The organism is Paenirhizobium cremeum, from assembly GCF_022884085.1.
Classification (GTDB): Bacteria; Pseudomonadota; Alphaproteobacteria; order Rhizobiales; family Rhizobiaceae; genus Allorhizobium; species Allorhizobium cremeum.
Map to the genome: position 1 here is coordinate 342,701 of NZ_JAGGCS010000003.1, position 19,403 is coordinate 362,103.

Genomic DNA, 19,403 nt, shown 5'->3' on the forward strand with positions numbered 1-19,403 from the left:
CCCGGCCTCCAGTCTTCGGGGCGTCTCGGCCACGGACCCGTGCGCCAATCTAACGCGAACGCTAACTCAGGAATTTGCCTAGCGCGTGCGCAACGCGCGCGCGAGAAATCATTGAGTTTTTCGGCCCACCGGGGGTGTCAGAAGTTGCCAAGCCGCTTGCTGCAGGGGCGGCGCGGTACCACAACGCACATTTTTTCAATTCAAATGTTGAGGGCAGTCGATAATGGATCTGGATGAATTGATTTCGCATGCTCAAGATCAAGCAAAGCTAGCGGCTGCCGACCGGAGAGAAACCGTTGCATGCACGCCATTCGACCCTCAGGTTGTACGTGGAGAGTTCATCGATTCATACCGTCTTGCGAAGTGGCCACGCTCTGTTTTGGCTGAATTGGCGTCCACTCCTTCTTGTACTTACTCGAAAACCTCTTGATATTTTCAAAAGTGGTCTCCTCATGAATCGCTTTTGAGACACATTCCCTGAGGCGCGGTATACGGTCGACCATCGACATCATTGACTTGATCAAAGAGATAGTCAGCGAGCCGCTTTTTCCGGCGTACTGCCCGTCGAAATAGAGCGCGCAGGCAAATTCGAGGTTGTTCAGGAAGTCGCAGACGGCAAAGTAGTAAGCCTTGTCTTCCGTCTGCAGGCTTATGCGCTCAACGTCGGCGCGGATCATAGAGAATATGGTTGAGGATGCTGACGCCGAAGCAGATATTCGAGCCTGACGCACCTGATACGCCGCGTATATCAGCGCGGCTATGGTTGCTGCGCTAGAAGTGATGGAGAGCCAGTAGGCCCAGTCAAACACAGCGGTCTGTTCCGTCATTCTCAGCTCTTGCTCTTGTCGCCTCCATCCTTGCCGGACCCACCGCCCTTACCAGACCCACCGCCTTGGTTAAGTTGGTCCTCCAAGTGGGACGTTGTATAAGACTTCTGAAAGTTCCCGCGTTCTTCGTTCAGCGGACGTTTTGAGTCGGGATCGTTTTTGTAAATCTTGTTATCGTCGTCGGCCATGACCTGCTCCGTATCTCGAGAACACGAGAATACGACGTCCGGTCCAAAATACAAGTTGAGGCTGCCGCGGCTGATAACGCAACTCCCGAAGCCTAACGCCCTCTTCACAACCCAATCCACAACCACACCGTGGCCACCGCCGCGGGGCGCAGTCGTGCGCAGAAATGGAGGCCGAATGGCAGCCCAAGACTTAGAACGCCTCGTGGTCCAGCTGAGTGCTGACATCAAGAAGTATGAAAACGCCATGCGCCGCGCCCAAGGCGTGACGATCAAAGAGCTAGGGAAGATTGAAAAGCGCGCGCAGCAGTCGGCGGGCTCCATCGCCGCTTCATTCGGCCGCGCCGGTGCTGCTGTCGCTGCTGGTCTCGTTAGCGGCGCAGCCCTGCGAAACGCCCAAGAGCTAATCGACACCGCCACACAGATCCAGAACGCGCTCAAGGTCGCCGGACTCGAGGGCGAGGCGCTGACTGGCGTTTACGACAAGCTGTTTGCCTCGGCCCAGAAGAATGCGGCGCCGATTCAGTCGCTCGTCGATCTTTATTCAAAGCTGTCCCTGACCCAGAAAGAGCTCGGCGTCACCAACGAGGAGCTTATCAACTTCAGCGACAAAGTCGCGCTTGCGCTGCGCGTCGCTGGCACGGATGCGACCGCGGCTAGTGGCGCGCTTCTGCAGTTGAGCCAGGCGCTCGGCGGTGGAGTCGTGAGGTCGGAAGAATTTTCAAGTGTGCTCGAGGGTGTCCCAACGATTGCCCAGGCGGTCGCGGCCGGCCTAGTCGAGGCCGGCGGATCTGTTGCGAAGCTGCGGCAGCTTGTCGTTGACGGCAAGGTGTCTTCTGAAGCCTTCTTCCGCGCGTTCGAAGCCGGTTCGGTGACGCTCGAGAACAAGGTCGCGGGCTCGGTTCTAACCACCGCTCAGCAGTACGAGAAGCTGCGCAATACGCTTGTAGACGTTGCCGGCCGTATCAATGAAGCTACTGGCGCCAGCGACAAGGCAGGTGGCGCTATTGAGCGCCTGGGCGGCGCCGTTGAAGTCCTTGGTGAAATCATCATTCGCATCGCCAACGGCCCGATCGGACAGCTGCTAGGCCAACTTGACGAATTGGACGCGAAGGCACGGTCGGTTCTCGGCTTCTTGTCGAACTTCAGTTTGAACGACGAGATCTTCAATAGCCTCATCGCGCCAGAGGTCGACACCGCACCTGCAGAAGGCGACATCGCGTCGCTTGAGGCGGAACTGAAGTTGCTGCAAGAGCGGATCGCCCTCAACACTGAGCTCGGCTTCGACAATACCGGCGCCATAGCCCGAATTGGGGAGGTGCAGGATGCCATCAACCAGCTGCGCGCGTCGGCCGGTGGCTTAACGCCCGACGCCATCAGGGACTACGCGGCTCGCAACGGGATCGGCCAGGCATCGCCCAAGTCCGGACGCCTGCCGGCCGCGCCTGCAGTTGTTGACCCAGTTTCCATCAAGGACTTCGCGGCGCCATCCGGCAGCAAGTCTGGCGGCGGGATTGCTGGCACTAAGTCGAAGCGGTCGGACTTTCAGCGTGAGATCGAGCAGATCCGCGAACGAACAGCCGCGCTACAGGCAGAGACTGCGGCGCTCGCTGGTCTTGACCCGCTGCAGGACGATTACGGCTTTGCGCTCGAGAAGGCCCGAACCACGCAAGAACTCCTGACCGCCGCCCAACAGTCGGGTCTGGCCATCACGCCGCAGCTGAAGGCGACGATCGACGAACTAGCCACAGGCTACGCCAACGCGTCCGTTGAGGCGCAGAAGCTGTCCGACAGCCAGGAGAGCATGCGGCAGGCGGCCGAGGACTTCCGAAACACGTCGAAAGACGTGGTGTCCGGCTTCATTAGTGACCTGCGGAGCGGCAAGTCTGCGGCGGAAGCGCTGCGAAACGCGCTGGACAAGGTGCTGGACAAGGTCATCGACATCGGCCTCAACGCCGCGTTTGGCATTGGCGGTGGTGGTGGTGGCGGCTTTTTCGGCTCGATCCTCAAGATCTTCGGGTTTGCCGATGGCGGATGCACGGGCAACGCATCAACTGATTTCAATGAAAGGCTCGCAGCATGAGCGCAATGCTTTCGGTGGTCCAGCAGGACCGAGTCCACGTTTTTGCCGATGCGGCATTCTATGCCCCCGATACGGGCGTCCTAACCGGCATCGGCCCCAAGATTTGGCCCGTTCATGGCATCCACGCCGTTTTCACCAGCCGAGGCGATGCGGCGGCGTTCCCAATGCTGGACGGCATCTTGCGGGAGATCAAGCTCACTCGCTTTGACGACCTCGTTTGGCTTTTGCCTCACGTCTTCGAGGATTTGCATAACCGCCTCAGCGGCCAGACGTGCGAGGTGATGGTTGCGGGCTTCAGCGCCGCACGAAACCGGCCCGAGGTCTATTGGTGGTGCAACCACAAGGGTTGGGATGGTCTGGAGCCCGGCAATGTCTACCGGCTCGAGGGCGTATCTCAGTTCGGGCTTGACCGCGACGACTTACCGTCTGCGCATGAGTTTAAGCCTGCGGATGCAGTGTCTGCCTTTCAGAAGGGCAGAGAGCATTTGAACGACTTGCACTGCGGCGAGAGCGGAGTGCCATTTATGGCGCACTCGATCGGCGGCGGTGTGATGCACGTCGAACTTACTGCAGACGGCTGCAGCGGTTCCTGGCTCCACACCTGGGTGGACGTGGTTGGCGAGCCGATCGACCCCTTTGCCGTCACCCACGACGACGGCAGCACCTTCGACGACGGCGCGACCTACGCGGCCTAGTCACTAAACCCTAAGAACTTGGATCTCCGCCCTGGCCGCGCGCCGGGGCGCTTTAGCATGGAGAAATCATGCCGATTACCCCTTCTGGCGCAATCGTTTGGCGCGACTACGTAACCGACGGAGTGCCAGCTTCTGGCGCCCACAAAGTCGACAAAGCAAGCGTCCGCGCTTGGTCGCAGAGTGTCGAAGACTTGGTCACTGCAGCGGCCACTGCGGCGCTCGTCTTCGACACTCGCGCCAATCTGTATGCAACCCTCACCGCCGCCGCCAACACGCTGGCGTGGGTGGTAGCGGACAGCACGGCTGCTTACAACGGCATCTATCGTAAATCTGGCGCATCCGGCACGGGCTCGTGGTCGCGTGTCGCGGATCTGCCGTACTCGTTCGTCAAGATGAGCGACGCCGGGGCCGGGACTGCCAACGCGATTCAGGTCACGTCGGACATCCCGACTTCCGATTCGGTGCTGCGCATCTCTAACGTCTTTGAAGCAAACACCGGCAACGTTACGATTTCGGAGAACGGCGGCACAGCAAAAGCGCTGCTGACTTCTTCCGGCAACCAGATCGCGTCCGGCGGCCTCGTCGCCGGCATGATGATCTCGTACTTCGACGATGGCGCGTCGTTCAGGCTCATCAGCGATCAGGCGTCGGCGGCTATCCAGGCTGCTGCTGAAGCGGCGCAGGCGGCGGCAGAGGACGCTCGCGACGACGCTCTGGCGGCCGTTGCCAGCGTTGACCTTCCTGTGATCGGATCTGGGGACGGCGGCAAGGCGCTCATCGTGAAGGATGACCTTTCCGGTTACGAATTCGGGTTTACATCAAACACGGTGACCCCGGAAGCATACGGGGCGGCGGGCAACGGCACGACAGATGACACTGTTGCTGTGCAGGCCGCGCTCAACGCCGGCATCGTGGCCCTCACGCCAGGTGCGAGCTACCTGATAACGCAAAGCCTTGTCGTTCCCAACGGCGGCGGCATCCTTGGTGACGGAACCGCTCGCTTTATCATGGACTCCACTGGCTTCAATCACACCAGTGAATTGCTTGCTACCCGCTTCGGCACCAACGCAGTCGGCATCATCGTCAAGGGCGGGCTAACCTCGCCATTCACGCAGCACACTGGAGCCATTCTCAAGGACTTTATCCTTGAAAGTGAGGTGCTGGACGGTCGAGTTCTTAAGGGCATTGCTGTCCTCAATGCAAGAAACGTAGTCATTAGTGGCGTGGAGATTTTTGGCTTGCCAGTCGGTACAGCCATCTGCTTCAACTCTGTTGTTAACAGCGTTGCGGTGCACAACTACATCCACGATTGCACGACTAACGTTACTGGCTTCACATTGCCGCAGATCACCGGCATTGAGGTCGACAACGACCTAGTGAACAACGTTATCTCGTCAAACCTGAAGATCAACTTCAACACCATCAAAAACCTCACGGTCGGCGCGGCGACGTTGGCTGAGGATGGATACCAGACAGACGGCATCAACATCGCCCGAGAGTTGTCGTATGGCCATCAGGTCATTGGAAACTATATCGAAGGCGTCGGCGAGGGCATCGACACTTTTGGTGATAGCGTCAATATCAGCCACAACACCATCAAGAACGCCTATATCTTCGGCATCAAGCTCATTCATGGCGCGCGACGCACCAGAGTGGTCTCCAACATGATTGATGGAGCCGGTCTCTGCGGCATAGCGCTTGAGGGCTCAAGCACGGCCGCGAACGACACCGAGCGCAACCTGATTTCCAGCAACACGATCGAGCGCGTCAACTATAACGGCGCATGGAACGCTAACGATACTGCCGGAATTCGAACGAACGACAATGGTGGGACCACGATTCTCCCGCGCAACAACATGGTTGTCGACAACTACATCAATTGCAACGGAACGGGTAAGTACGGGATCTACGCCGCCGGCAACGGCACACTCAACCTATTCCGAGACAACCGCGTTGTCAGTGCTACGACAAGGGAGACGTTCGGCGCAATCGCCGACATTAGATCCGCCGACAAGGCGGGCGTCCGCGGCGCATTCAACACCACCACGGCGGCGCAAAACACTGTCGACAACCTTGGCAGCACTCCAACGTTGGACGTTCAGGAGGAATGGTCTTCGGCGACATATACAGCTAAAGCGCACAGGCTACTGAAGGTTTATGCGCAGATCCGCACGTCGGTCGCCTCATCCTATGAAATCCGCTGCTTCATTCGGAAAAATGGGTCCGCGGTCGCCACAGGAACGGAGACGTCATCGGGCGGTTCGCAAACCACTCAGGTGCAGGATCTAATCTCCGTGGCGCCTGGCGATACGATCAGTTTCGCATGGCTACACACGGATCCGACAAATCGCGCCGTGACAGCAGACGCGACGCTTTCATTCTTCACGATCTCGGAAGAGGGGTGACGTCTAGGGTGTCTCTCGCGCACCAAAATAGCGGTGCGGAAGGTTTGGGAACTGACGGGGCGGCCTTCGGGCCGCCCTTTCACTTACAGCCCTTACTCTTCAGCGCGTTCTCAATCGCCTGGACCTTGCCCTTGTTGACTGCGACCTGGCCCTCCTTGTCGCCGCCGAATGTCGATGACATCGGCACGCCAATCAAGAACACTCCGAACGCGTCGCCAGTGGCGGCGTCGTTCTGAGCCTTAGAAACTGCGGCCAGGTTCTGCTGTTCTTTTATGAGTTCCTGCGCCAGCTGCTGGCAGTCTTGATTTGCATACGCGGCCATCGGGATGTCGACGGGCACGATCGCGTCTGGACGCTTGGCACAGGACGACAGGGCAGCCAGTGTGGCCGCGGCGAGAATTGCCTTCTTCATTAGATGCTCCCCAGCATTGTTGTGGAATGAACCGTACCGTCGAGGTTGTGTATTGGGAAGCCCCTTGTCAGGATTTTCCTGACCGTCTTTGGTCGCGCTCTCGCTTCCATCGTTGAAGGTCGGTTTCAGGCTTGTCCGGCGGCGGCCCGCCGAGCCCGCTGATTTCGTCAAGCTTGGCGTCGATCGCGCGCTTGTCCCACTTGCGAGTCCCTGGCACGGCCGGCGGCATCTTGTGCGTCGAGATCCACATAGAGAAAGTGGATTCGGCGATGCCGCAGTAGGTTGCTGCGTCCTTGCGGGAAAGCAGGCGAGGGCCGTCCTTCATCGGCGGCGCCGTTTCGCTGTAGCCAGGGTGAGCTTGGCCAGCTTTTCGCGATCAGAGTAAACCACCCCAACGAAGCCCGTCTTGCCCCTCACGGGAAGCGCGCGCTTTGCGTGCCAGATCTTCAGCAAGTCGGCCTCGCTAAAAAGGTACTCGCGTTGAAGCACTGAGCAGGCGCCGAGCTCACGGCCAACTTTGATGATAAGCCGGCGCGTTGTGCGAAGGCGTTCAGCGGCTTCATCGGCCGTATAAATTTTGTCCAGCGGGTCCATATGGATGTGGTAACGCCGCTGGCAATTTTGAGTCAAGATACTGAAAGAATTATATTTTTGACAAATTTGTAAAGTTGATCAGCTTGCGTCTGTTGGCGCAGACAACCTCACGCCTGGGCCACCCGCAGCGCTCTCTGCTCCGTCAGCGATGAAGGTGATGCCTGCTTTCTCAATGGCGGCTTTCACAGCTGCGATGTTATTCTTCAGCCCGCCAACCGTCCCGTCGCTGGCCTCCATCCGCTTTAGCGTCGGCACGGAAATGTTTGCCGCCTCCGCCAACTCTTTTTGTCCAATCCCGGCTAGCGCGCGGGCGGCCGCAATCTGTCGTCCAGTAATCATGCATGATCCTTTCGCATCAAATTTATCTAAAAGTGTTGACAATCCTTGGTCATTGATCTATAGGTATCACACAGCGACCAACGGATCAACGAGGACGACGGCCATGCAGACTGAAGCACAAAGAGAACTGACGCAGGAAGAAGAGCAGATCGCACTTCGCACGGTGCTGAACTCAAGACGCTATCTCAATTCGGAAGAGCATGTGCGCCGCCTGACCGGCCTTGTGCTTGGGCTTGAGCTTTTCATGCAGGAACTTGTCGAGACTGAAGATGAGCTCTTCGTAGCCCTGGCCGATCTGATCGACGTAGCGGGCAGCCAAGCGCGGGCGCTGACTGCAGCGTTCAGGGGATAAGAAGCTTTTGCCCATGTACCGCGGCCAGCTTCTACCTGGCACAGCGTAATGGATGATGCAGGTTCAAGTCCTGCCATGGGCTCCAAGACAGCGGGGGCGAGGGCACCACTCCAAGAGGCCTCACCAGCTTCACCGGACCACCGCGCCGCGTTCGGCTTCGGCTTTGAGCGCGGCATCTATTCGGCATAGCCGAATCGTCCTGTCGGCCAATCGCCGTGCGCAACCCATGGAAGACCCGCCGGCAGGACGTCAGAATTCAGAAGGGCAGGGCTAAAATCAAGGAGGCGCTAATATTATGGCAAGCGTTAGGCCGCCCAGTTCTCGCTATTGATTTTATTTCGTTTTTAGCCGTATTGGCGGATGGGGTGGGATTCGAACCCACGGTAGGCTCTCACCTACGCCGGTTTTCAAGACCGGTGCCTTAAACCGCTCGGCCACCCATCCGGACGTTGGCGTTATGCGCAAAGCCACGGCACTTGGCAAGCCGGATTTACATCCGGCTCGAACGAACGGCGGCACGAACCCATTTGCGATCTGTAGCGAACCCGCGGTGGAAGAGGAGGCCAGTAACAGTCCGGGTTATCGGCCTGTTTTATTTACCGGAGATTTACCATGAATGCAGAATGGCGGCATAACTCACAGATTTTTCGCAATTCCGCCACGTTGTCAAAGCTTTCTTCTTACCGTTGCAGATAGCCAGTCGGGTGGAAACGGCGTTTCTTCCCGGCAGCGGCAGGGGACGCCGCGGCGAGACTTGTTGAATAAGTGGGACACATGAAAATCAGGACAGGCGGCGGATCTTTGGTCATCGGAGCCAAATGGCTCGCTTTGTCGCTTCTTTGCGTTTCCATTGCTTCATGCTCCACCACCGACGGCGGAAAAAAGCCGAAAAAGCACGGCAAGGAATACTTCTCCGAATCGGAATACGGCGTGAAGGCGAGCCCGCGTCTCGTCGCCAGCGGCCCGGTGCCCAAGGGCGGCGGTCGCTATATGGTCGGCAAGCCTTACACGGTGAAGGGCAAGGTCTACGTTCCTAACGACAATCCGAATTACGACAAGGTTGGCGTCGCTTCCTGGTACGGCTCGGCCTTTCACGGTCGCCTGACGGCGAACGGCGAACTCTACGACCAGTACTATCTTTCCGCCGCGCATCCGACGCTGCCATTGCCGAGCTATGCGCGTGTGACCAATCTCGAAAACGGCAATTCCGTCATTGTCCGCGTCAACGACCGTGGCCCGTTCCATTCGGATCGCATCATCGACCTCTCCAACAAGACTGCCGATATGCTCGACATGGCCCATAGCGGCACCGGCAAGGTTCGCGTGCAGTATGTCGGTCCGGCGCGCATGGATGGCAACGACATGCCGTACCTGATGGCGTCCTACAGCAAGAAGGGCGATCGCTTCCCCAGCGTCAATCCGCAGGGCCAGATCGCCAGCGGCGTCATGGTCGCTTCCGCCCAGAACTCCATGCCGCAGAGCATGACGCTGCAGGCGCCGGCGATCCAGACGAGCCTCGCCGGTCCGACGCCGTCCGGCAAGCCTGTTCCGGCTGCAACGGCCTCCGTTGCGGCGGCTGCGGCTTTCGACCAGTTCGTGCTCCTGCCTGAGATCGGCCCCATGCCCTATCCGCGGCCGCTCGATGGCCACTATCTGCGCCTGCCTGCCGGTGTCCCTGCGGCCGCCTATGCGGAAGGCTCCGTCGTTCCTCGTTCTGCGCTTGCCTTCGACGCCATTATGGTGCGCAATGACGGCCTGACGGAAGCATCGATTCTCGCTTCGGTCAGACGCGGCGGCACGAAGCTCTCGGGCGGTCGCTGAGCGCTATCGTCGAGTATGCCTGCCGCAGATGCAGGCAGGAGCAGCAGAAGAGGACCATGCGACAGAGCCTTGCCCTTGCCGTCCTCCTGCTGGGCTTATTCCTTCCGATCGGCGCCATGGCGCAAAAAGCGCCGCTCCAGACCTTCGAAACCAAGGCCACGCAGGTCCTGATGGTCGAGGCCTCGACGGGCACGGTGTTGCTCTCCAAGGGGGAGGAGCAACCGTTCCCGCCCGCGTCGCTTGCCAAGATGATGACGCTGGAAGTGGTCTTCGACGCCCTGAAGCGTGGCGAGATCGGCCTCGATACGGTCTATCGGGTGTCGGAGCATGCCTGGCGCACCGGCGGCGCTCCCTCGCGCACGTCGACGATGTTCGCCGCGTTGAAGTCGGATATCCGCGTGGAAGACCTGATAAAGGGGATCGCCGTCCAGATGGCCAATGACGGCTGCATCATCCTTGCCGAGGGCATGACGGGAAGCGAGGAAAAATTCGCCGAACGCATGAACGAGCGGGCAAGGGCACTCGGTCTGACGGGCAGCCATTTCGCCAACTCGACGGGCCTTCCCCATCCGGACAACCGGACGACCTTGTCGGACATGGTGCGCCTGGCGCGTCATCTGCAGGCGACCTATCCGGATTTCTACCGGTTGCTGTCGCAGCCGGAATTCGAATGGAACAGGATCCTCCAGCGCAATCGCAACCCCATGCTGGCATCCGGCGCCGACGGCCTTGCCACGGGCTTTGCGGAGGGCGCCGGCTATTCCATCGTGACGTCGGCGCAACGCCAGGGCAGGCGACTTTTCCTGGCGATGAACGGTGTCGCCAGCGATAAGGAACGCACCGAGGAAGCCAACCGGTTGCTGGATTGGGGGTTCACGACCTTCGAGATGCGCAGCCTGTTCAAGGCGGGAGAAACCGTCGGCGAGGCGAGCGTCTATGGCGGCGACAAGGGCAAGGTGGCTCTCGTGACACCGATTCCGGTCGATGTTTATGTGCCGGTCAACAACCCCGAACGGCTGCAGGCGCGGATCGTCTACCAGTGGCCCTTGCGGGCTCCGGTCGTGGCGGGTGCCGATGTCGGCAGGCTCACGATCTATTCGGGAGAGCGCCGCCTGCGGGAACTCGCATTGAAGAGCGCCGAACCCGTGGGCGAGGGGAGCTTGCGGCAGAAGGCCTTCGACGCCCTCTTCGAGCTCATGTTCTTCTGGCTCTGACCGGACAGGGATTTTTGCAGGCCGGTTTGCAGTTTAACTGGTATGGCGATTGCGCTATTGAGGCATAGTCTACCTATATTAGCTTTTATTCGCGAAGGGCGGAGCAGAGAGTGTCGACCGGTAAGGGATTGTTCGTGAGTTTCGAGGGCGGAGAGGGGGCCGGCAAGTCCACCCAGATCCGCCGGCTCGCCGACGCGCTCCGTCGCCGCGGCCTCGATGTCATCACCACGCGCGAGCCTGGCGGGTCGGCTGGAGCGGAGGCGTTGCGCCATGTCTTGCTCTCGGGCGCCGCCGAGGCCTATGGCGTGCGGATGGAAGCGCTTCTTTTCGCCGCCGCACGCAACGACCATGTCGAGACAGTGATCCGGCCGGCGCTTTCCAAGGGGTTTGTCGTGCTGTGCGACCGGTTCATGGATTCGTCGCGTGTCTACCAGGGGGTGACAGGCAATCTGGAACAGGATTTCATCGATGCGCTGGAACGGGTCGCCGTCGACGGCGTCGTGCCGGACCTGACGCTGATCTTCGACCTGCCGGCTTCCGTCGGGCTCGAACGTGCGCGCGGGCGGCTGCAGCCGCATCTCGGCAGCGCCAGCGAGCCGGACCGCTTCGAGAAGGAAGAGGTCGAAACCCATGAAAAGCGGCGCCAGGCTTTTCTCGATATCGCCGCCGCCTTTCCGGAGCGTTGCCGCGTCATCGATGCCCAGCGTCCCGTCGCCGATATCGGTGAACAGGTGCTCGGCCTGATCGAGCCGCTCCTCGCGCGCCCGTCGCCTGCCCTCACAGAGCAGGTCGGCGCCCAATGAGTGAAGAACGCTACGGCGTGCTGGAAGGCGCCATCGCGCCGGCATTGAACACGAAGCTCTTTGGCCATGCGGAAGCGGAGGATTTTCTCGCCAGGACCTACCGGTCGGGCAAGGGTCACCACGCCATCCTGATCGAGGGGCCGGAAGGGATAGGCAAGGCGACGCTCGCTTTTCGCTTCGCCAACCACGTTCTTTCCAATCCCGATCCGCTGAACGCGCCGGAGCGGATCGCCGATCCCGATCCTCAGTCATCCGTCAGCCGGCAGATCGCGGGCGGCGCCAGCCACAATCTGCTGCACCTGACGCGGCCGGTGGACGAGAAGACGGGCCGCGCCAAGAGCGCGATCACGGTCGATGAGGTCCGGAGGGCAGGGCACTTCTTCTCGCAGACCTCGGGTACCGGCAACTGGCGCATCGTCATCATCGATCCGGCGGACGATCTCAACCGCAACGCTGCGAACGCTATTTTGAAGATCCTCGAGGAACCGCCGAAGCGGGCGATGTTCCTCGTGCTTTCCCATGCGCCGGGACGCCTTTTGCCGACGATCCGTTCCCGCTGCCTGCCGCTGAAGCTTGGCGCGCTTTCGGAGGATGCCATGCGCCTGGCGCTCGGCCAACTCGGTCTTTCGATCGGCGAGGCGCAGGCGGGGGCCGTCCTGTCGTTGGCCAAGGGAAGCGTGGCCCAGGCGCTCAAGATCGTCAACTACGGCGGTGCGGATATCATCGAAGCTTTCGAGAAGATCCTCTCGGGAGAAGGCCCGGCCGCGCGCAAGACCATGCATCAGCTTGCCGATGCCTTGAGCGGCAAGGACCGCGACGTCGCCTTCGGTTTCTTTTCTGAACATCTGAGCGAATACCTGGTGGAAACCGCTCGACGGCTGGCGCTTGCCGGCGATCTTGGCCGGGCGGAACGCTATGCGCGCCTGTCAACCTCGATCAACGAGCAGTTCGCAACGGCCGGCGCCTACAATCTTGACCGCAAGCAGACCATCCTCGATGCGCTGACCGCGATTTCAGGGGCTTGAATTCCGGGGGATCGCCGCGACATATGCGCGGGCGCCACGCCTGCCGTTCGCAAAACTTGCTGTTTCTAAAGGCGCAAGAATGCTCTAAGAGCGGCATGATTTCATAAAAGCGCAATCGACGCGGACAACAAGATCAGCCATGACCGAAAAGTTCTACATCACCACCGCCATCGCCTATCCGAACGGCAAGCCGCATATCGGCCACGCCTACGAGCTGATCGCGACCGACGCCATTGCGCGGTTCCAGCGGCTCGACGGAAAGGATGTCTTCTTCCTGACCGGAACGGACGAACACGGCCAGAAGATGCAGCAGACGGCAAAGGCAGAGGGTATCTCGACCGAAGAACTGGCCGAACGGAATTCCAACGAATTCCGGGCGATGGGCAGGATGCTGAACTCGTCCAACGACGATTTCATCCGCACGACCGAGTCCCGCCACCACGAGGCATCGCAGGAAATCTGGAAACGGATGGCCGCCAGCGGCGACATCTACAAGGACAGCTATGCCGGCTGGTACTCCGTGCGCGACGAGGCTTATTACGCCGAGGACGAAACCGAGCTGCGCGCCGACGGCGTTCGCTACGGACCGCAGGGCACGCCGGTAGAATGGGTGGAAGAGGAGAGCTATTTCTTCAGGCTTTCCGCCTATGAGGAGAGGCTGCTGAAGCTTTACGAGGAGCGGCCCGATTTCATCGGCCCGGTCGAGCGGAAGAACGAAGTCGTTTCCTTCGTCAAGTCGGGCCTCAAGGACCTTTCGATCTCGCGCACGACGTTCGACTGGGGCATCAAGGTGCCGGACGATCCGAAGCACGTCATGTATGTCTGGGTCGATGCGCTGACCAACTATATCACGGCCACCGGCTATCTGACGGATCAGAGCGGTCCTCGGGCGAAATACTGGCCGGCCGACGTTCATATCATCGGCAAGGACATCATCCGCTTCCACGCCGTCTACTGGCCGGCCTTCCTGATGTCCGCCGGCCTGCCGCTGCCGAAGAAGGTTTTCGCCCACGGCATGGTGCTGAACAAGGGCGAGAAGATGTCCAAGTCTCTCGGCAACGTGGTCGATCCGGCGAACCTGGTGAACCATTTCGGTCTCGATCAGGTGCGCTACTTCCTGCTGCGCGAAGTCTCCTTCGGACACGACGGCAGCTATAGCGAGGAAGCGATCGCGACCCGCATCAATGCGGACCTCGCCAACGGCATCGGCAATCTTGCCAGCCGTTCGCTGTCGATGATCGTCAAGAACTGCGATGCGAAAATCCCGGAACCGGGCGAACTGACGGACGCCGACAAGGCCATGCTGGCGACCGCCGACGCGATGATCGGCACCTGCCGCGAAGAGATGAGCCGTCTTGCGCTGCATAAGATCGTTGCGACGATCATGGGCACGGTGAACGAAGCCGACCGCTATTTCGCCGCACAGGAGCCCTGGGTTTTGCGCAAGACCGACACGGCCCGCATGGCGACCGTGCTCTACGTCACGGCCGAGGTGGTGCGCCAGATCGCCATCCTGTTCCAGCCGATCATGCCGGCCTCATCGGCCAAGCTGCTCGATCTCGTCGCGGTGCCGGAAGACAGGCGCAGCTTCGCCTTCCTCGGCGAGGCAGGTCGACTGACGCCTGGAACCGCGCTGGAAGCTCCGGCGCCGGTTTTCCCGCGTTACGTGGCGCCTGAGCCGGACGCGAAGGCTTGACCGCCATGCTGATCGATACCCATTGCCATCTCGACTTTGCCGACTTCGACGCGGAGCGCGATGAACTGGTTGCGCGGGCGCATGCGGCGGGCGTCGCGCAGATGGTGACGATCTCGACCCTCGTGCGGAAACTCGACACGCTGCTGGCGCTGACCGAGCGTTTTCCGACCGTGTTCTGCTCGGTCGGAACCCATCCGAACAATGCGGATGAAGAACTGGATATCACCACCGAGGATCTGGTTCGGCTGTCGGCTCATCCGAAGGTGGTCGCGATCGGTGAAGCCGGCCTCGATTATTTCTACGACACCCAGAAGCCCGAGGATCAGAAGACAGGGCTTCTGCGCCATATCGCGGCGGCGCGTGAAACCGGATTGCCGCTGGTCATCCATAGCCGCAGCGCCGACGACGACATGGCGGCTATCCTGACGGAGGAAACAGGGAAGGGGGCCTTCCCCTTCATCCTGCACTGCTTCTCCTCCGGCGAAGCGCTGGCGAAGACCGGTGTCGAACTCGGCGGCTACGTCTCCTTCTCGGGCATTCTGACCTTCCCGAAATCGACCGAACTGCGCGATATCGCCAAAGGATTGCCGCTCGACCGGCTGCTGGTCGAAACCGACGCACCTTATCTCGCGCCGAAGCGCTGGCGCGGCAAGCGCAACGAACCGTCATACGTGGTCAACACCGCCGAGGTTCTGGCGGAAACCATGGGTGTGAGTTTCGAAGAGATGGCCCGGATCACGACCGACAACGCATTCCGCATCTTCTCCAAGATGCCGAGGCTTGCATGACTTATCGCCAGCGCTTCACCATCCTCGGCTGCTCGTCGTCTCCGGGCGTACCGCGCATCAACGGAGACTGGGGCGCATGCGATCCGAACAACCCGCGCAACCGGCGTACGCGCGCGTCTTTTCTGATTGAGCAGATCGGTCCCGACGGCGGTGTCACGACCGTGGTGGTCGACACAGGACCGGATTTCCGCGAACAGATGATCGCAGCCCGCGTCCAGCATATCGACGCCGTGTTCTATACTCACGCCCATGCCGACCACCTGCACGGCATCGATGACCTGCGCGGCTATTTCGTCACGCAGAACCGGCGGATTCCGATCCATGCCGAGCCCGAGACCATGCGACGGATTCGCCAGGGTTTCGGCTATTGCCTCGAGACGCCTGATGGCAGCAATTATCCGCCGATCGTCGAACCGGTCGAGATCGTCGATCTGGATAAACCGATCGAGATCACCGGTGCCGGCGGCACCGTTCGACTGCAGCCATTGGTCCAGCAACACGGTGACATCGTTTCACTCGGCCTCAGGATCGGAGATGTGGCTTATTGCTGCGACGTCAGCGCATTTCCGGAGGAAACCGTCGCAAGACTTGGCGGGCTTTCGGTGCTGATTATCGATGCCCTGCAATACCGGCACCATCCGAGCCATTTTTCGCTCGAACAGGCGCTTGGCTGGATCGAGCGCCTCAGGCCCGCGCGTGCCATTCTCACGCATATGCACGTGCCGCTGGACTATGAAACTGTCCTGGCGGAGACGCCGCCGCATGTCGAACCGGCTTACGATCAGATGGCGTTCGAGGTGGAGAGTACAGTTTCCGCCGGTAGTTTCGCTTGAAGTTATGAGCGCATATCACTGATTTCATTGAATTGTCGTTGCGAACCAGGCTTCGTTCGACGTCACTGGTGTTGGCTGGGCGCCAGGCTGAATTATAACGCATAAGTTCCATAATCTATCTTATACGATTTTAGTCTGTCGTCGAAACGGCGCCCGAACTCGCCCCAATCCTTCTGTCGCCGCCCCTTTGGAATTTCCAACCCGATAAGTTTCGCGATCTGGCTCAGGCCTTGCCGAATGCCGGGATTTCTTCCGTGTGGAGAATGGCAGCGTCTTCGTCGAAGAAAGTCGCGGTTGCCCGCGTCTCCTCGATTTCCACCAGCAGGAAGCCAAGTCTGGATGCGGAGAACGTGTCGTCGACATGGCTCGTGATCGGACGCGTGCGGGAACCGGCGCCCGATACCAGATAGCTGACCGGACCGCTCCTGATCGCCTCGAGATCGTGGTCGTGACCGCTCAGATAGATCTGCGCGCCGTATTTTTCCATCAGTGGCTTGACCCGCTCGATCAGGATCGCCGTGTCACCGTGCTCGCCTCCGGAGAATATCGGGTGATGCCCGACCAGGATCTTCCAGCTCGCCTTGCTTTCGGCCAGCGAGGTTTCCAGCCATTCGAGCTGTTTTGCCGGATCCCTCTCCAGATTGGTCATCCGCTCCCACCAGGATGCCTCCTTGAGCGGCTCCGTGTCGAGGAAGAAGAAATCCGCCGACGCCGCGGGCGTCAAGGTCTTGCCGATGCTGTAATAGGCCGACGGCATATTCCAGCGCGCGCTCTTGGCGCTGTAATCGATCTCGGCCTGGATACTGCCGCCGTGATCGTGATTGCCGAGGACCACATACCAGGGACACTGAAGCGAGGGGGCGGAATAGATGTTCTCGAAAGCGTTCTGCCAGAGTGCGTCGGATACGTCCCTCACGCCTCTTTCATAGAAATTGTCGCCGGTGGAGATGACGAACGAAATCTGCGCCTGCTCCGCCACCTTGGCCATGGCACCCGCCACCTTGAGTGCGGCGGCGTGGTTGTCGGGCTCGCCCCAGTCACCCACGACGAGGAAGGAAAGCTTCCCGTCGGCGGCCAGCGTCGGTTTCGCGCGAAAAGAACCTGCTGCAAGAAGACCGGCGAAACCGGCCAGCATTGAACGACGGCTGAATTGCATGACGCCTGCCTCCGGAAAAGGCGCCTCTTCCCGCGCCCTGACGCTGCTGTTCCGCTAAGATAATGTCGAAATCGTGTTTATACGAGGCTTGCCATCTGGCGCAATCGCCGGCGACACACCAGATATAAGCGATGAAAGCCTCCGATTGCCGGCGGCCGCAACGGACCTTGAGTGGCAGCCGAGGGCAAGGACAGATGCGCGCCATTGTGATCGTCATCATCGCGTCGATATTGAGCATTCTCTTGTTCAAATATTCCAACAACCAGATCGGCCAGGCCGAACTGCTTGCCTCGCCCATGGAAGCCGCAGGCCCCCGTTAGGAAACGTTCCGTTACTCCGGAGGCGCGAAACACCTGTCCTCGCGGACTTTAAAAGCCGATTGCATTGAATTTTAGCGAGTGATTTAGCGGGGTCGGAACCGGTCCTGCGGTAATCATGGCGTTGCTCGAAGGTAAGGGGCAATGCGAGACATGAGAGCCATTTTCGTCGTGCTGATCGCTTTGGTGCTCAGCATTCTGATCTTCAAATATTCCGATAATTCGCTCGGAACCGGCGAGTTGCTCGCCTCGCCCGTCGACATTGCCACGCGCTCCTGAGTGCGCGCCGCCCTCACCCCATCAATGTCGTCAGCCATTCGGCCGACAGTCTCTCCTCCAGTTCGACGGCAACCGCATCCAGTGCCGCCTCCACCTCTTCGCGATAGTTGCCGATGCCGGCCGCAATACCGAAACTTTGGAGGAGTCGGGCACGGTAGAGGTCGCTTGAAAACAGTCCGTGCAGATAGGTGCCGCTGATCCGGCCATCGGGCGAAACGGCTCCGTCCGGCCGGCCGTCGATGACCACGCTGGGTCTCGTGCAATCCGGTCCCCGGGTGATCCCGAGATGGATTTCGTATCCGGAAAGCGGGGCGTCGTATTCGAGCGACCGCGCAGTACTGTTGCGAACCGTCTTTTCCGGTGCCATCTCCGTCTCGATGTCGAGCAGGCCGAGGCCGGCCACGGTCCGGCTTTCCCCCTCAAGGCCGAGCGGGTCCGAGACCGAGCGTCCGAGCATCTGGTAGCCGCCGCAAATGCCGATCACGCGGCCGCCCCGCCGCACATGGGCAGCAAGGTCGACATCCCAACCCTGCGCGCGGAAATCCTCGAGGTCCCCGATTGTCGCTTTCGATCCGGGAATGATGACCAGGCCCGCGTCGGCAGGCAGGCGCTCTCCCGGACGAATGAAGACGAGTTCGATTTGCGGTTCGGCGGCAAGCGGATCGAAATCGTCGAAATTGGCGATGCGCGAAAGGACCGGCACCGCAATCTTCAGGGCGCCACCCTTGCCTGCCGTCAGCCGTTCAAGCACCACTGAATCCTCCGCCGGAAGGCGGCCCGCGGCCTTCAGCCATGGCACGACACCCAGGCACGGCCAGCCGGTGAACCGGCCGATCGCCTCTATGCCGTCGGCGAAAAGCGACATGTCGCCCCGGAACTTGTTGATGATATAGCCGGCGATCTGCCGTCGGTCCTCTTCGGGAAGGATGGTGTGGGTGCCGACCAGCGAGGCAATGACGCCACCGCGATCGATGTCGCCCACGAGCACGACCGGAACCCCTGCGCGGACGGCAAAGCCCATATTGGCGATATCCCCTGCCCTCAGATTGATCTCCGCAGGTGAGCCGGCGCCTTCCACGATAACGAGATCGGCTCCGCGCCGGACATGTTCATAGCTTTCCATCACGGCATCGAGCAACTGCGGCTTGAGCCTCTGATAATCCCGCCCCTTCGCCTGCCCGAAAACCCTGCCCTGCACGATGATCTGGCTGCCCGTTTCCGACTGGGGTTTGAGAAGAACCGGGTTCATGTGCACCGAGGACGGCACCCGCGCGGCCATCGCCTGTAGCCATTGCGCACGACCGATCTCGCCGCCGTCGTCCGAAACGGCGGCGTTGTTGGACATGTTCTGTGGCTTGAATGGCCGCACCTTGAGCCCGCGATTGGCCGCAAGCCGGCAAAGTCCTGCGACCAGTATCGTCTTTCCGACATCGGAGCCGGTTCCCTGCAGCATGACAGCCTTGCTCATCGCGTTTCTTTCCTGTTTCTCGCAGATCGCAAAGTCATTGTTCTGCCATGTTTTAGCCGCGCCGTTGCGCCGAAGATTAACGTTGCGGCGATGCTGCGACAGCTTGCCGCC

The 19,403-nt window shown here is 60.3% G+C and carries 21 protein-coding genes and 2 tRNA genes; 14 read left to right on the forward strand and 9 right to left on the reverse strand.

The genetic code is table 11. The features are described from left to right. Positions 1-338: 338 nt before the first annotated feature. A complete protein-coding gene (locus tag J5N58_RS08195; RefSeq protein WP_244710402.1) occupies positions 339-827 on the reverse strand; it encodes a hypothetical protein in 489 nt (162 codons plus the stop codon). A 2-nt stretch (positions 828-829) separates the two neighbouring features. After that, positions 830-1,015: a hypothetical protein gene (locus J5N58_RS08200; protein WP_244710404.1), complete on the reverse strand. Its 186-nt coding sequence runs from the start codon at positions 1,013-1,015 to the stop codon at positions 830-832. A 175-nt stretch (positions 1,016-1,190) separates the two neighbouring features. On the opposite strand from J5N58_RS08200, the gene J5N58_RS08205 reads away from it, so the two are divergent. The 3 genes from J5N58_RS08205 to J5N58_RS08215 all read left to right on the forward strand — a co-directional run bounded on the left by J5N58_RS08205 (position 1,191) and on the right by J5N58_RS08215 (position 6,195). Beyond that, entirely contained in the window at positions 1,191-3,095 is a 1,905-nt protein-coding gene (locus tag J5N58_RS08205) for a tape measure protein (protein WP_244710406.1), read from the forward strand. Further along, complete coding sequence (locus tag J5N58_RS08210; RefSeq protein ID WP_244710408.1) at positions 3,092-3,790, forward strand: hypothetical protein; 699 nt, start codon at positions 3,092-3,094, stop codon at positions 3,788-3,790. The genes J5N58_RS08205 and J5N58_RS08210 overlap by 4 nt, the downstream gene beginning before the upstream one ends. 68 nt (positions 3,791-3,858) lie before the next feature. After that, positions 3,859-6,195: a right-handed parallel beta-helix repeat-containing protein gene (locus J5N58_RS08215; protein WP_244710410.1), complete on the forward strand. Its 2,337-nt coding sequence runs from the start codon at positions 3,859-3,861 to the stop codon at positions 6,193-6,195. Positions 6,196-6,274: 79 nt separating this feature from the next. Here the strand turns inward: J5N58_RS08215 and J5N58_RS08220 are convergent, their stop codons facing one another. The 4 genes from J5N58_RS08220 to J5N58_RS08235 form a co-directional block, all read right to left on the reverse strand. Continuing rightward, positions 6,275-6,607 (reverse strand): hypothetical protein, encoded by a 333-nt coding sequence (locus tag J5N58_RS08220; protein WP_244710412.1) that lies wholly within the window; start codon positions 6,605-6,607, stop codon positions 6,275-6,277. A gap of 67 nt (positions 6,608-6,674) precedes the next feature. Next, positions 6,675-6,932 carry a helix-turn-helix transcriptional regulator gene (locus tag J5N58_RS08225; protein WP_244710414.1) on the reverse strand — a complete coding sequence of 86 codons (258 nt, stop codon included), beginning with the start codon at positions 6,930-6,932 and terminating at the stop codon, positions 6,675-6,677. Continuing rightward, positions 6,929-7,201 carry a hypothetical protein gene (locus tag J5N58_RS08230; protein ID WP_244710416.1) on the reverse strand — a complete coding sequence of 91 codons (273 nt, stop codon included), beginning with the start codon at positions 7,199-7,201 and terminating at the stop codon, positions 6,929-6,931. The genes J5N58_RS08225 and J5N58_RS08230 overlap by 4 nt, the downstream gene beginning before the upstream one ends. 78 nt (positions 7,202-7,279) lie before the next feature. Next, entirely contained in the window at positions 7,280-7,540 is a 261-nt protein-coding gene (locus J5N58_RS08235; RefSeq protein WP_244710418.1) for a helix-turn-helix domain-containing protein, read from the reverse strand. Between the two features lie 103 nt (positions 7,541-7,643). Here J5N58_RS08235 and J5N58_RS08240 point away from each other — a divergent pair, with 103 nt between their 5' ends. Both J5N58_RS08240 and J5N58_RS08245 read left to right on the forward strand, forming a co-directional pair. Further along, on the forward strand, positions 7,644-7,892 hold the full coding sequence (locus J5N58_RS08240) for a hypothetical protein (RefSeq protein WP_244710420.1): 249 nt from the start codon (positions 7,644-7,646) through the stop codon (positions 7,890-7,892). 9 nt (positions 7,893-7,901) lie between these two features. Next, positions 7,902-7,977, forward strand: a tRNA-OTHER gene (locus J5N58_RS08245). A gap of 269 nt (positions 7,978-8,246) precedes the next feature. On the opposite strand, the gene J5N58_RS08250 is transcribed toward J5N58_RS08245, so the two are convergent. After that, a tRNA-Ser gene (locus J5N58_RS08250) sits at positions 8,247-8,336 on the reverse strand. A gap of 330 nt (positions 8,337-8,666) precedes the next feature. Between J5N58_RS08250 and J5N58_RS08255 the strand changes: the two genes are divergently transcribed. The 7 genes from J5N58_RS08255 (at position 8,667) to J5N58_RS08285 (ending at position 16,072) form a co-directional block, all read left to right on the forward strand. Next, entirely contained in the window at positions 8,667-9,713 is a 1,047-nt protein-coding gene (locus tag J5N58_RS08255; RefSeq protein ID WP_113442807.1) for a septal ring lytic transglycosylase RlpA family protein, read from the forward strand. 56 nt (positions 9,714-9,769) lie between these two features. Beyond that, a complete protein-coding gene (locus J5N58_RS08260) occupies positions 9,770-10,927 on the forward strand; it encodes a D-alanyl-D-alanine carboxypeptidase family protein (RefSeq protein WP_113442806.1) in 1,158 nt (385 codons plus the stop codon). 110 nt (positions 10,928-11,037) lie between these two features. Then, positions 11,038-11,730: a dTMP kinase gene (tmk, locus tag J5N58_RS08265; protein WP_113438220.1), complete on the forward strand. Its 693-nt coding sequence runs from the start codon at positions 11,038-11,040 to the stop codon at positions 11,728-11,730. Next, complete coding sequence (locus J5N58_RS08270) at positions 11,727-12,755, forward strand: DNA polymerase III subunit delta' (protein WP_113442805.1); 1,029 nt, start codon at positions 11,727-11,729, stop codon at positions 12,753-12,755. Before tmk ends, J5N58_RS08270 begins: the two co-directional genes overlap by 4 nt. A 139-nt stretch (positions 12,756-12,894) precedes the next feature. Beyond that, positions 12,895-14,451, forward strand: coding sequence for a methionine--tRNA ligase (gene metG / locus J5N58_RS08275; protein ID WP_244710423.1), 1,557 nt, complete (start codon positions 12,895-12,897; stop codon positions 14,449-14,451). Between the two features lie 5 nt (positions 14,452-14,456). Then, positions 14,457-15,239, forward strand: a complete 783-nt coding sequence (locus J5N58_RS08280) for a TatD family hydrolase (RefSeq protein ID WP_244710481.1) — start codon at positions 14,457-14,459, stop codon at positions 15,237-15,239. Then, complete coding sequence (locus J5N58_RS08285) at positions 15,236-16,072, forward strand: MBL fold metallo-hydrolase (protein WP_244710426.1); 837 nt, start codon at positions 15,236-15,238, stop codon at positions 16,070-16,072. Before J5N58_RS08280 ends, J5N58_RS08285 begins: the two co-directional genes overlap by 4 nt. Before the next feature lie 223 nt (positions 16,073-16,295). Here the strand turns inward: J5N58_RS08285 and J5N58_RS08290 are convergent, their stop codons facing one another. Beyond that, entirely contained in the window at positions 16,296-17,228 is a 933-nt protein-coding gene (locus J5N58_RS08290) for a purple acid phosphatase family protein (RefSeq protein ID WP_113443768.1), read from the reverse strand. Between the two features lie 194 nt (positions 17,229-17,422). Here J5N58_RS08290 and J5N58_RS25950 point away from each other — a divergent pair, with 194 nt between their 5' ends. After that, complete coding sequence (locus J5N58_RS25950) at positions 17,423-17,548, forward strand: hypothetical protein (RefSeq protein ID WP_280519999.1); 126 nt, start codon at positions 17,423-17,425, stop codon at positions 17,546-17,548. A gap of 150 nt (positions 17,549-17,698) precedes the next feature. After that, positions 17,699-17,824, forward strand: coding sequence for a hypothetical protein (locus J5N58_RS25955; RefSeq protein WP_280521458.1), 126 nt, complete (start codon positions 17,699-17,701; stop codon positions 17,822-17,824). A 13-nt stretch (positions 17,825-17,837) separates the two neighbouring features. Here J5N58_RS25955 and J5N58_RS08295 read toward each other — a convergent pair whose 3' ends face one another. Next, positions 17,838-19,292 (reverse strand): cobyric acid synthase, encoded by a 1,455-nt coding sequence (locus J5N58_RS08295; RefSeq protein ID WP_113425849.1) that lies wholly within the window; start codon positions 19,290-19,292, stop codon positions 17,838-17,840. Between the last annotated feature and the right edge of the window lie 111 nt (positions 19,293-19,403).